Source organism: Tautonia sociabilis (genome assembly GCF_003977685.1).
Lineage (GTDB): Bacteria > Planctomycetota > Planctomycetia > Isosphaerales > Isosphaeraceae > Tautonia > Tautonia sociabilis.
In genome coordinates this window covers 1-12,908 of record NZ_RYZH01000010.1, presented here as the reverse complement: position 1 = coordinate 12,908, position 12,908 = coordinate 1, and the positions used below count along the sequence as shown (strand labels likewise).

Here is a 12,908-nt window from a genome sequence, read left to right as displayed (position 1 = left end):
GGAGGGACCCGCGCTCCGGGCCGAACCGCGACGGCCGATCCATGCGGACGCCCGGCCCGCTCCCGGCCTCCGACGCGATGAAGTCGGGCCGATCCGGAGGCCGAAGCAACCTCGCAGACACCGAGGTCTGCCGCCTCAGGTGCCGCGCCATCGCCGCGGGCCGGAGCGGTTCGATCAGGGTGGACCGCCAGGGCGGCCATCGCATCGGATCAGACGAAGCGGCAGTCGAGGAGGGAATCTTCCATGAATCGAGAAACGCGGCGACAGGCGACCACCTCCCGGGACTCCCGCTCCGGGGCCCGGGCCCGGCTCGAACGCCTCGAGCCCAGGCAATACCTCTCGGGCGGCGTCGACCAGTTCGACGACCTGATCCCCAGCCTGCTCTACCGCCGGGTTGAGGCGGACACCGCCCTCGTCGCCCGGTCCCATCCGATCGGCCAGGGGCCGGGGATCCAGGCCCTCGTCGATAACGACGGCAAGGTCATCACCGGGACTCTGCCCAACGGCGACCAGTATTCGATCACCGTCCACGGCCCCGGCGTGGCCATCGTCACCGATACCACCCCCAACGACGGCCTGCTCAACTCCGAGATTGACACCATCCAGCTCGTCGGCACGAGCCTCGGCAGCACCTACGTCACCGGACAGGTCAAGAGCTCCGACCGAGTGATCACCGACGGCACGATCGGCTTCAACCGCCTGATCGCCGAGGACGGTGTCGCCTCGGTCGTGCTCAACGGCTTCATCCTCCGCTCGACCGGCGGCTCCTCGACCGGCACCCCGCGCATCGCGCTGCTCGGAGGCGTCCGGACGCTCTCCCTCACCGGGATCGAGGCGTTCGTCAACCCGGCCGGCACTCCGGTCGACGTCATCGTCGGCGACCCGACCACTCCGCTTCGAGTCCGGCCCGACATCCGGATCGACCACATCTACAATACCGCCTTCGATCCGAACGTGGGCCCGGATAACACCGTGCCCCAGGTCACTCCGACCGTCCGACTCCTGGTCAACGGGCAGCTCCGGGACCTGGAGCTCGGCTCCGTGACCGCCAACCCCGTCCCCGCCGACCTCTCCGCCCTGTTCTCCCCGGTCGGCTACACCGGCCGGACGAGCGTGCAGGCGCAGGGCGTCGACGGCCTGAAAGTTGTCGGCTCGGCCCGCAACTTCACCGTCAGTCGGGACGCCCAGCCGTTCTCCAGCCGGTTCAGCGGCGTCGACCGCGTCGGCCACGCCTACTTCGGCGGCAACGCCGACGCCGTGGCGATCGACGCCACCAGCGGGAGGATCGGCCGGTTGAAGTTCCTCCGGGGCCTCGGCAACCCGACCGCCACCCAGGATACCCTGCTCGAGGCCGGCATCCCTGTCGGCGAGCGTGGTTACCCGGCCGCCGGGCTCGCTGGGGGCGTCATCGCCGCCGAGTCGATCGGCCGCGGCGAGTTCGGCCCCGCCCGGCTCGTCCGGCAGATCCCCCCCGACCCGTCCACCATCCAGGACCGCGGCCCCGGCACCGTCAACTACGTCCGTCGGCCCGGAGCGGCGCTGACCAACGCCACCATCGCCGCCAACCAGGAGATCGGCGACACCAACGTCGTGGGGGACGCTCAGAACACCCTCGTCGCCGCCGGCTTCGACTACATCTCCTTCCGCCAGGGGCTCGACCCGGTTCGCCAGCCCAGCCGGATCGGCCGCTACACCCAGCGCGGCGACCTCGTCGACGCGGTCGTGGCCGCCTCTTACCGCCCGGTCGACGGCGTCTACGGCAACGGCAACGATCTGGCCGGCAACGGCGCCATCGCCGGCCGACTCACCGGGAACCTCTACCTCAGCCCGGGAGACGACCTCACCGCCACTCCGGAGGGCACTCCCCTCGTCCGAGGCGCCGGCTTCTTCGCCCGACGCCTGGCCGGCTACCTCCCCTCCCTCGGAGGGCCCCAGGCGCAGACGTCTCCCCGGTTCAAGAGCGTCCTCTACCGCGTCTGACCGGACCCGGGAGCGGGGGCCCTCCCCCCGCTCCCGACCCTCCGTCCCTTCCCCTCGATCGATTCGATCAGGGGAGCCCGACGGAACGCCCCCGGCGCCAGGGATCGTGACCTCGGCCACCGGGAGCGTGCGCTCCGCTCTCCGTCCGAAACGCAGCAAGGCCGGGACCCGCGACACTCGCGGATCCCGGCCTTGGTGGTATTGGCTCGACGCGATCCGGGGCTCTCCTCCCCGGGCCGGTTGCCTCTCACCATCGCATCAATGCCGTTCCCCAGGCCAGCCCGGCGCCGAACCCCGAGAGCAGCACCAGGTCCCCCCTTCGGAGAAGCTGCTCGCGCCTCATCTCATCGAGCGCGATCGGAATCGAGCCCCCCGAGGTGTTTCCGTACCGCTCCAGGTTCTTGAACACGTTCTCCCGCTTGAAACCCAGCACGTCGCTGGCGGCGTGGATGATCCGGATGTTCGCCTGGTGCGGGACGAACCAGCGGACGTCCTCGATCGACAGCCCGGCATGCTCCAGCACCGAGGTGGAGGAGTCGGCCAGCATCCGGACCGCCCACTTGAACACCGCCCGGCCGTCCATCGTCAGGTAGTGCAGCCCCTCGGACAGCGCCTCCAACGACGGCGGCAGCCGGCTGCCGCCGGCCGGTCGGCTCAGCAGGTCGCCTCCCGAGCCGTCCGAGCCCAGCTGATACGCCAGGAACCCCTGCTCCGGGCTGCCGGGCCCCAGCAGCACCGCCCCCGCCCCGTCGCCGAACAGCGGATAGCTCTTCTGATCCGACGGGTTGATGACCCGGCTGTTGCAGTCTCCGCCGATGGCCAGGGCCCGACGGCTCGTCCCGGCGGCGACGAACTGCGCCGCCGTGAGCATCGCGTACATGAACCCGGCGCAGGCGGCTTGCAGGTCGAACGCCGGGCAGTGCAGCTTCATGCGGTCCTGCACCAGGCACCCGGTCGACGGGAACGCCATGTCCGGCGTCATCGTGCCCACCACCACCAGATCGACCTCCGACGGGTCGCAACCGGCGTCGGCCAGGCAGCGTTCAGCGGCGACGATGCAGAGGTCGCTGGTCGCCTGGTGGGGGTAGGCGAACCGTCGCTCGTGGATCCCCGTCCGGTTGACGATCCACTCCGGATCGAACCCGAGGCTCTCCTGCAGGTCGTGGTTGGTCACGACCCGCTCCGGGACGTACCGGCCGCTGCCCAGCACTTGCACGCCGCAAAGCGAGCGGATCGGGGCGTCGGTCTGCGCTTGGCCTGTGCTCATGGGCGACGGCGTCGATCGCGAGGGTTCGAAGGGGGAGGCCGGGCGGGAGGTCGGCGGGCCCCGCCCCTCGGAACGGCCGCCGGTCGATCGCTCTCCCCTCCCTCCCCGCCCTCCGCGACGACGCAGGGTGTCGCGGCGGGCTTCCCCGCGCGGCGATGGGCCGGAGCCCGTTCCCGGTGGTGCGAGCGGAATCGGGCGACGGGCGAAGAGTGGGCGACCTCCGGTCGATCGGGATGGGTTGCGACTATACTCAACCGCGCCGGACCTGACTATACCAAAGCGCTTCCCGGCCGATGCACCCATGCCCGACCACCTGATTCGACTCCGAGGTCCTTGGGAGCTGCTCCCCGGTCCCGGTCCGGATGCCGACGCTCCCCCCTCCCCCAGCCGCCTGGACCTCCCCGCCGACTCCCCTCCGCTCGCCCTGCGTCCGTGCCGGCTCCGTCGCCGGTTCGGCCGCCCCCTCCGCCTCCCTCCGGGCTCCTCCTGCCGCCTCCGGGTGGAGCACCTTCCGGGATTGGTCCGGGTCGCCCTCAACGGCCGGATCCTGGTGGACGGCCCGCCCGACTCGACCCTGGAGCTGCCTCTCCCCGACGACCTCCTCCCCCGCAACCTCCTGGAGCTGACCCTGGCTCCCTCTGCCGCGATCCCCTCCGCATCGAGCCTTCCCTGGGGAGTGGTGACGCTCGTCTTCGAGGCCGCCGACTCGGTTGACGGGAGATCCCCTCCCCCGCGAAGATGAATCCAGCGAGAACCCGGACTCGGACCGCCTCCTCGACGGCCCTCGATCCCGACCGACCATGGACCTCGACCACAAGCCGATCTCTCCCCGCTACTGGCTCTGCGGCGCCGGCTTCTGGATCGCCGGCCTGGCCCTCGCATTGCTTTGCCTCAGCGACGCCCTGCTGCTCTGGGTGGTCCTCACCTGGGACCAGGGGCTCGCCCAAGCCATGCAACAACCCTGGTTCACCTGGGGAGTTGGCCTGCCGATCACCGCCGGAGCCCTGGTCGGGTCCTACCTGCTCTGGGGCCGCTGGTCCGACCGGAGCTGGCAGCGCCGGGCCGGTCCCCTGGTGCTGATGAACCTCTTCGACTCGATCTCCTGGGGCCTCTCCCACGCCGCCGCCCCCGGCCTCCAGGCTCCCTTGCTCGAGCACGAGTGGCTTGTCGAGTGCCTGGTCCGCGTCTTCGGCTGGCTGGAGTTCTTCCTATTCGCCCACCTCGCCGCCGAGGTCGCCTCGCATCTCGGGGTCAAGGCCGCCGCCGACGCCGGCCGGACCGCCTGGCAATTCGCCGTGGCCGGCCTGGGGCTGACGGTCCTCTTCATTCTCACTCAGACCCGCTGGGACGCCGGCTGGCCGCTGCTCCCCGTCCCCCGGCCCAACCCGTCTGGGGAGCTCATGCGGCTCGGCTCGACCTTCCTGCGGGTGGTCACCGCCCTTCAGGTCGCCACGCTCTGCCTGATCGCCGGCTCTTCCTGCCGACGCACCGCCCGAGAGCTGGCCCGGGAGGAGGAGGAGCAACTGACCGGCACCACCTCCTTCGAGCCCTCCGGGAGCCGCGACCCCGACCTCGGCGCCGGTTGGTGGGACGACGAGCTTCCCCGGTGACGAGCCGCGTTCCCAGAGGCCGGCCGCCGGGTTCCTGCTCCTTCCCCGTCGCCCCTCCCTCCCATGACCGAGCCTCACCGACCGCGTCGAACCTCCCAGGGCCTCTCCTCCGGATGAATGCCGCAGCCGATCCTTCCCCATTCTTCGCCTACGATCGCCGCCTCGTTCAGCTCGATCGCCTGGGGGCCGTCGAGCTGGTCGATCGCTTCCTGGAGGGGAGTGGTCACGACGTCGCCGCCCTCGACAGCGACGTGTTCGTCCCCGCCCTGGAGCTCACCGGGCAGCAGTGGGAGGAGGGCCGGATCACCGTCGCTCACGAGCACTCCATCAGCGAGGTCACCCGCGACCTGATCCTCCGTCACGGTCCCCGGCTCTGGGCCGCTCCCGAGGCGATCACCGGCACCGCCGTTTCGTGCTGCGCCCCCAACGAACGGCACGTCCTCGCCCTGATGATGGGGTCCGATCTGCTCCGGGCCGCCGGCCTCCAGGTCCACCTGCTCGGCGAGGGGGCCCCCGCGGACTCGGTCCGGGACTTCATCGAGCAGGTCGGGGCCGACGTCCTGGCGCTCTCCGTCTCCCTCCCCGAGCACCGCGACGACGCCCGCTCCCTGATCGCCCTCGCCCGCTCCTCCCGCCCTTGGCTCCTGGTCCTCGCGGGCGGTCGCGGCCTCAACGGCCTGAGCGACCCCGCCTCCCACGTTGGTGCCGACTTCGCCTCGAACGATCTCCGGACCCTCCACCGGATCCTCCCGGGCCTCCTTGCTTCCCATTCCTCGCTTCGCCGCTCCGATCAACCCTCATGACCGGCCGGTTCGCCCCTCTTCCGGGCCCTCTTCGTCGAACCTTCTCCTGTACACTTGCAGCAGGACTCGCGTTGAGCGGTCGCCACAACCACGATGGGCTTGGATGATCTCCTGTGATCCCGAGGCGGCTGGGGGCGGGCCTTGCGAGCCGCCGGGCCAGGGAACCGGCGAGGGGCGGCACGACCCCGGCAACCCCGACGTTCGCCCCCGAGGCGCCGCCGCTCGAATCCCGCAATCGCTCCCGATCGGAGCCGGGCTGGATCCCCGGGCGGAGCGAGGCTCGGCGTCTCCGGCGCCGATCGGCTCCCGATCGACGCCCCCCGGCTCGGTTCGTCGCTCGCCTCCGCCGGAGCGTCCGCTTGCTTGCCCCCGGCCCGATCGCGAGCCCAAGCCACTCCCCGGGCCTGGCCCCCGGCCGACGGCCCCCTCCCCCGAGAGACCGCACCCATGCGTCGAGGCGTCATCCCGGCCGACACGTTGATCCCGGGCGATTGCATCGAGGGCATGCGCGCCCTCCCCGACGGGATCGTCTCCCTCGCCTTCGCCGACCCTCCGTTCAACATCGGCTACGAATACGACATCTACCGCGACTCGCGCAAGGCCGATGAGTACCTCGACTGGTCCCTCTCCTGGGGACGGGAGGTCGTCCGCCTCCTCTCCCCCTCCGGCACCTTCTGGCTCGCCATCGGCGACGAATTCGCCGCCGAGCTGAAGATCCTCTTCCACCGCCAGCTTGGCCTCCACCTGCGGAGCTGGGTCATCTGGTACTACACCTTCGGCGTCCACTGCTCCCGGAAGTTCGCCCGCAGCCACGCCCACCTGTTCTACTTCGTCAAGGACCCCCGCCGCTTCACCTTCAACGACCGAGAGGTCCGGGTCCCCTCCGCCCGCCAGCTCATCTACGCCGACCGCCGCGCCAACCCCAAGGGCCGGCTGCCCGACGACACCTGGATCCTCCGCCCCCAGGACGTTCCCGACGGCTTCGAGCCCGCCACCGACACCTGGTACGTCCCCCGAGTCTGCGGCACCTTCAAGGAACGCGCCGGCTGGCACGGCTGCCAGATGCCCGAGCGGATTCTCGGCCGGATCGTCCGAGCCTGCTCCGACCCCGACGACCTGGTCCTCGACCCCTTCGCCGGTTCCGGCACCACCCTGGCGGCCGCTCGCAAGCTTGGCCGCCGCTACCTCGGCTTCGAGCTCTCCCCCGACTACGCCGAGCGCGCCCGCTCCCGCCTCTGCTCCATCAACCCCGGCGACCCCCTCGAAGGCGGCGAGGCCCCCTACGTCACGCCGAGACGAGTCCGGGTCCCCACCCCGGGGTCCTGACCTCCCCGGGCCGGGCCAGGCCGGTCCGGGCCGGGCCGGGGCGAGGGCGAGCGCGGCCGCCAGCCCTCCCCGGAATCGAGCGCAGGGGCGACCGGTCCCTCGTCGGAGAGCCCCGGGGAGGAGGCCCTCCCGTGCTCCGGTGGGCCCTCCCCCGGGCGGGCAAGACGCCCGGGGGACCGGAGCGCTCCCGACGAACCGACGCCGATCGCCGGACCGATCGCCCCTGCCATCGCTTCCATCGCTCCGCCCAGCCTTGTCGGCGGGGGAGGCTCCTGGCTAAAATCGGGCAATTTTTCGGGCCGCGCCCCCCCGCCCCTCCGGTCGGATCCGGGGCCGGGGCGGGGGGGCGCGGCCCGGCGCGCGCAGCCCGATCCGACCTGATCCCGCCCCCCGTCGCGTCCCCTCCAGGCCAGCGAACGAAGCGAAACGAAGCGAGCGAACGCCCGTGCCCAAGCGCAAGGACATCAAGAAAATCCTGATCATCGGCGCCGGCCCCATCGTCATCGGCCAGGCCTGCGAGTTCGACTACTCTGGTTCCCAGGCCTGCAAGGCCCTCCGCGAGGAGGGGTTCGAGGTCGTCCTGGTCAACTCCAACCCGGCGACGATCATGACCGACCCGGGCATGGCCGATCGCACCTACATCGAGCCGATCGTCCCCGAGGTCGTCGAGCGCATCATCGCCGAGGAACGGCCCGACGCCCTGCTCCCCACCCTCGGGGGCCAGACCGGCCTGAACGTCGGGCTGACCCTGGCCGAGTCGGGGGCCCTCGACCGCCTCGGCTGCCGACTCATCGGCGCCGAGGCCGAGGCGATCCGCCGCGCCGAGGACCGCGACCTGTTCAAGCGCTGCATGGAGGAGATCGGCCTGGAATCCGCCCGATCCGGCCTGGCCCACTCCCTCGACGAGGCCCGCGCCATCCGGGACGAGGTCGGCCTTCCCTGCGTCCTTCGCCCCAGCTTCACCCTGGGCGGCTCCGGCGGCGGCATCGCCTTCAACAAGGACGAATTCGACCGCATGGTGACCTACGCGCTGGAGCTCTCCCCCGTCCACTCCGTCCTGATCGAGGAGTCGATCCTCGGCTGGAAGGAGTACGAGATGGAGGTCATGCGCGACTGCGCCGACAACGCCGTCATCGTCTGCTCGATCGAGAACTTCGACCCGATGGGCGTCCACACCGGCGACTCCATCACCGTCGCCCCCGCTCAGACGCTCACCGACAAGGAATACCAACGGATGCGCGATGCCTCGATCGCCATCCTCCGCAAGATCGGCGTCGAGACGGGAGGCTCGAACGTCCAGTTCGCGATCAATCCCGAGGACGGCCGCATGGTCGTCATCGAGATGAACCCCCGAGTCAGCCGCTCCAGCGCCCTGGCCTCCAAGGCGACCGGCTTCCCGATCGCCAAGATCGCCGCCAAGCTCGCCGTCGGCTACCGGCTCGACGAGATCCGCAACGACATCACCCGAGAGACCCCCGCCTGCTTCGAGCCGACGATCGACTACGTCGTCACCAAGATCCCCCGCTGGGCCTTCGAGAAGTTCCCCGACGCCGACCCCGTCCTCACCACCCAGATGAAGTCGGTCGGCGAGGTCATGGCCATCGGGCGCACCTTCAAGGAGTCGGTCCAGAAGGCCCTCCGCGGCCTGGAGGTCGGCCGCTTCGGCCTCGGCTGCGACCCGAAGGACCGCTGGTACTCCGACACCCGCCCGACCGAGGACGAGATCGCCGCCAAGCTCGCCACCCCCAACTCCGAGCGCATCTGGTCGATCCGGGACGCCCTGCTGTCCGGCATGACGATCGATCGTATTCACGACCTTACGCGCATCGATCCCTGGTTCCTGAACAACCTCGCCGAGCTGGTCGAGCTGGAGGGCCGCCTCCGGGCCGCCGGCTCGCTCGACTCGGCGACCGACGAGCTGCTCCGCGAGGCCAAGCGCGCCGGCTACTCCGACAAGCAGCTTGGCCACCTCTGGAACGTCTCCGAGATCGAGGTCCGTCGCGACCGCAAGCGCCGCGGTATCGAGGCCGTCTTCAAGCTCGTCGACACCTGCGCCGCCGAGTTCGAGGCATATACACCGTATTATTACTCGACCTACGAGGACGAGGACGAGTCTCGCGTCGGCGACAAGCCCCGCGTCATGATCCTCGGCGGCGGCCCCAACCGGATCGGCCAGGGGATCGAGTTCGACTACTGCTGCTGCCAGGCCGCCTTCGCCCTCCGGCAAGACGGCTTCGAGGTGGTCATGGTCAACTCCAACCCCGAGACCGTCAGCACCGACTACGACACCTCCGACCGCCTCTTCTTCGAGCCGCTGACCGTCGAGGACGTCCTCAACGTCGTCGACCGCGTGAGGCCGACGGGGGTGATCGTCCAGTTCGGCGGCCAGACCCCCCTGAACCTGGCCAAGGCGCTGGAGGCCGCCGGCGTGCCGATCATCGGCACCAGCCCCGACCGCATCGACCAGGCCGAGGACCGCGACCGCTTCCGCACCATTGTCGAGGCCCTCGGCCTCAAGCAGCCCCCCAACGGCACCGCCACCAGCGAGGAGCAGGCGCGCCGGATCGCCGCTCAGATCGGCTACCCCGTCGTCGTCCGCCCCAGCTTCGTGCTGGGCGGTCGGGCCATGGAGATCGTCTACGACGAGCCCAGCCTCGACCGCTACATGGCCGTCGCCGTCGAGGCCAGCCCGGACCACCCCATCCTGATCGACAAGTTCCTGGAAGACGCCACCGAGGTTGACGTCGACGCCGTCTCCGACGGCGATCGCACCATCATCGGCGGCGTCATGGAGCACATCGAGGAGGCCGGGATCCACTCCGGCGACTCGGCCTGCGCCATCCCCCCCTTTAGCCTCCCCGCCGCCGTCGTCGCCGAGCTGAAGCGCCAGACCTATGCCCTGGCCGAGGCGCTGGAGGTGCGCGGGCTTATGAACATCCAGTTCGCCGTCAAGGAGGGCGAGGTCTACCTGCTGGAGGTCAACCCCCGAGCCAGCCGCACGGTCCCCTTCGTCTCCAAGGCCACGGGCCTGAATCTCGCCCAGGTTGCCGCTCGCGTCATGGTCGGCAAGACCCTGGCCGAGCAGGGGATCACCGCCGAGGTCGAGCCCTCGTACGTCTCGGTCAAGGAGTCCGTCTTTCCCTTCATCAAGTTCCCCGGCGTCGACATCGTCCTCGGCCCCGAGATGCGCTCCACCGGCGAGGTCATGGGGATCGGCCGAGACTTCCCCTCCGCCTTCGCCAAGAGCCAGCTCGCCGCCTCCACCCGGCTGCCGAGGTCCGGCACCGTCTTCGTCAGCGTCGCCCCCCGCGACCGCCAGGGAGTCGTCCCCATCGCCCGCAAGCTCATCGACCTGGGCTTCGACCTCATGGCCACCCCGGGCACCGGCGGCCATCTCGCCGAGAACGGCATCGCCGTGACCACCGTCCGCAAGATCCAGGAGGGCCGGCCGAACATCCTCGACCACCTGGCCAACAACGCCATCGCCCTGATCGTCAACACCCCCAGCGGCAAGGGGGCCCGCACCGACGAGGGCCGCATCCGAGCCTCCGCCGTCAGCCACGGCGTTCCTTGCATCACCACCCTCGCCGGCGCCCGAGCCGCCGTCGCCGCGATGGAACGCCTCCGCGGCGGCGAGCTCGAGGTCTACGCGTTGCAGGACCTGCTTCGCCCGTCTCGGTGACGGGCCGCCATCCGAGCCCGATGAGGAAGGAGCGCGAGCGATGCGACGACGACAGGTCCTCCGAACCCTCGGCGCCGGCCTGGCGGCCGCGGCCGCCCCGGCTCTCCTCCGGGCCGACGCCGCTGGGCCGGACGACCTCGATCCCAGCGAGCTTCGCCGGTTCCGGATCACCTCCGTCACCGGTGGGATTCCAGCACTTCCGACCCGTTTCACTCCTCCGCCTTCCCCTTGCGGGACGTCCGGCTTCGCGTTTCCGACATCCCCGGCTGCGGCCTGACTCTCCTGGAAACCGTCTTCGCATCGAAGTACGCTCCCGACTCCTGGCGCGTCGTCGCCGACGGACCCTCTCCCGGCCGAGCCGATGGACCTGATTCTCGCCAGCACCTCCCCCTACCGCCGCGAACTGCTCTCCCGCCTGCGCCTCCCCTTCCATTGCCTTCCCCCCGGCGTGGATGAGGACGCCATGCATCGGCTCGGCCTCCCCCCGGCCGAGCTGGCCGGGAGACTGGCCGAGGCCAAGGCCGACGCGATCGCCCGGCACCATCCCGGGGCGGTGGTCATCGGCTCCGACCAGCTCGTCGCCTTCGACGGCCGGGTGCTCGGCAAGCCCGGCTCCCCCGATCGAGCCGTCGAGCAACTGCTCACCCTGTCCGGGAGAGAGCATGAGCTCATCACCGCCCTGGCCGTTCGCCTCGGCGACCGACTGATCCGACACACCGAGGTCGCCCGCCTCCGTTTCCGCCCCCTGTCCCGGCCCGAGCTGGAACGCTACGTCGCCGCCGACCTTCCCATCGACTGCGCCGGCTCTTACAAGCTCGAATCCCTCGGCATCGCCCTCTTCGACCGCATCGATTGCCCCGACCACACCGCCATCGTCGGCCTCCCCCTAATCGCCCTCACCACCATCCTCCGCGACCTCGGCGTTTCGGTCCCCTGACCGACCCCCCATCCGTTCACCTGCACTCCTGGGCGCTGAACGCCGGAATATTTGATACAAACCCTCCGTTGGACGCTTGTCACCCGCGGTGGTGCTCAGTACACTTGCGCCGAGTGTACAGGAGGTGCCGGCGTTCCGGTTCCGCCGACGCCTGCCGCCTGCCCTTCGCATCGCACCGAGACGGACGCCGCACGGAGGGACATCGATGTCGAGCCCGATCGCCTCGCCTCGCGACCGCCGCCCTCGCCGAGCCCCTCGCCCCGCCGTCAGCTCCTCGCTCCGGGAGATCTGCCTGATCGGCGGAGTCGGTCGCGCTCCTGTTCCCCAGGCCTCTCCCGAAGGGCTGATCCGGCGCTCCGGGAGGACCTACCGCGTCTGCCCCTCCCCCGGTCCCGAGGGGACCGAGACGAGGCGATACCTTCACCTCCTGGCCGTCCCTCCCGACGCCGAACAGGGCTGATCCCGGTTCGGCCGGCGTTCCGTCCGTCCTCCCGGGCCGGGGGGACGCTGGTTTTCTGGAAGGCGATCTGCCGGAACGGGTTCCGGCCCGAGGTTCGAGGCTCGAATGCGGAATTCCCCGCGATCCCGACGGATCGGGGTTCCGAACGATCCGGCGGGACCGGATCCCCCGTCCTCGGGCTCCCGACGATCGGAGCGGCACGGCGATGCCCGTCCCCGTCCGACATCCCTCTCCCCGCCGCTTCTCCCGGGCGGCCGCGCGCGCCCGTCCGGCCCCTCCTCCCGCCGTCTCCTTCAAGCAGGTCGAGCTCGCCCAGCGCGGCCGCATGATCCTCGACGTCGCCGAGCTGGACCTCGCCGCGGCCGAGGAGCGGCTTGGCCCGTTCCACGACACGTCCTGGCACTTCCGGCGCGCCCTGGCCGACGCCCGGACCTCCTGGGACCGCCTCCGCATCCAGTACGGCCTTGCCGTCCTCGAAGCCGCCCTCGACGAGCCCCCGGCCACCGTCCTCACCCTCGGCCGACCCGACCGCGACGAGCCCGCCGCCGTGCTCATCGTCATCGCCGGCCACTCCTACGCCCTCCGCCGCCAGCCCGACACCGCCGACGCCCCCCGGATCTGGCGGCTCCTCCGCCTGCCCGATCCGGGAGACGGCCCCTTCCACGCCTGCCGACTCGCCGACGGCTCCACCCAGTGCGACTGCGCCGAGTGGACCTACCAGATCGCCGGCCTCTCCGACTCCCTCTGCAAGCACCTCGCCGCCCTCGACGCCCTCGGCTGGCTCTGACTCCGGGCCGTCCCTCCCCCTCCCGGCGTCCCGGACCTCCGCTCCCTCGGACTGCC

At 70.9% G+C, this 12,908-nt stretch carries 10 protein-coding genes; 9 read left to right on the top strand and 1 reads right to left on the bottom strand.

The window, feature by feature from the left end; all coding sequences use genetic code 11:
- Positions 1 to 243 precede the first annotated feature (243 nt).
- Positions 244 to 1,980 (top strand): hypothetical protein, encoded by a 1,737-nt coding sequence (locus TsocGM_RS06850; protein WP_126724563.1) that lies wholly within the window; start codon positions 244 to 246, stop codon positions 1,978 to 1,980.
- 247 nt (positions 1,981 to 2,227) lie between these two features.
- Here the strand turns inward: TsocGM_RS06850 and TsocGM_RS06845 are convergent, their stop codons facing one another.
- Positions 2,228 to 3,247: a beta-ketoacyl-ACP synthase III gene (locus TsocGM_RS06845; protein ID WP_126724562.1), complete on the bottom strand. Its 1,020-nt coding sequence runs from the start codon at positions 3,245 to 3,247 to the stop codon at positions 2,228 to 2,230.
- Positions 3,248 to 3,548: 301 nt separating this feature from the next.
- Between TsocGM_RS06845 and TsocGM_RS06840 the strand changes: the two genes are divergently transcribed.
- The 8 genes from TsocGM_RS06840 to TsocGM_RS06805 all read left to right on the top strand — a co-directional run bounded on the left by TsocGM_RS06840 (position 3,549) and on the right by TsocGM_RS06805 (position 12,852).
- Positions 3,549 to 3,989: a hypothetical protein gene (locus tag TsocGM_RS06840; RefSeq protein ID WP_126724561.1), complete on the top strand. Its 441-nt coding sequence runs from the start codon at positions 3,549 to 3,551 to the stop codon at positions 3,987 to 3,989.
- 58 nt (positions 3,990 to 4,047) lie between these two features.
- A complete protein-coding gene (locus TsocGM_RS06835; protein WP_126724560.1) occupies positions 4,048 to 4,857 on the top strand; it encodes a hypothetical protein in 810 nt (269 codons plus the stop codon).
- A 113-nt stretch (positions 4,858 to 4,970) separates the two neighbouring features.
- Positions 4,971 to 5,660 (top strand): cobalamin B12-binding domain-containing protein, encoded by a 690-nt coding sequence (locus TsocGM_RS06830; RefSeq protein ID WP_126724559.1) that lies wholly within the window; start codon positions 4,971 to 4,973, stop codon positions 5,658 to 5,660.
- Positions 5,661 to 6,107: 447 nt separating this feature from the next.
- Positions 6,108 to 6,986, top strand: coding sequence for a DNA-methyltransferase (locus tag TsocGM_RS06825; protein ID WP_126724558.1), 879 nt, complete (start codon positions 6,108 to 6,110; stop codon positions 6,984 to 6,986).
- Positions 6,987 to 7,431: 445 nt separating this feature from the next.
- A complete protein-coding gene (carB, locus tag TsocGM_RS06820) occupies positions 7,432 to 10,668 on the top strand; it encodes a carbamoyl-phosphate synthase large subunit (RefSeq protein ID WP_126724557.1) in 3,237 nt (1,078 codons plus the stop codon).
- A 361-nt stretch (positions 10,669 to 11,029) separates the two neighbouring features.
- A complete protein-coding gene (locus TsocGM_RS06815) occupies positions 11,030 to 11,605 on the top strand; it encodes a Maf family protein (protein ID WP_126724556.1) in 576 nt (191 codons plus the stop codon).
- A gap of 205 nt (positions 11,606 to 11,810) precedes the next feature.
- Positions 11,811 to 12,065, top strand: a complete 255-nt coding sequence (locus tag TsocGM_RS06810; protein WP_126724555.1) for a hypothetical protein — start codon at positions 11,811 to 11,813, stop codon at positions 12,063 to 12,065.
- Between the two features lie 205 nt (positions 12,066 to 12,270).
- Complete coding sequence (locus TsocGM_RS06805; RefSeq protein WP_199756710.1) at positions 12,271 to 12,852, top strand: hypothetical protein; 582 nt, start codon at positions 12,271 to 12,273, stop codon at positions 12,850 to 12,852.
- Positions 12,853 to 12,908: the final 56 nt, after the last annotated feature.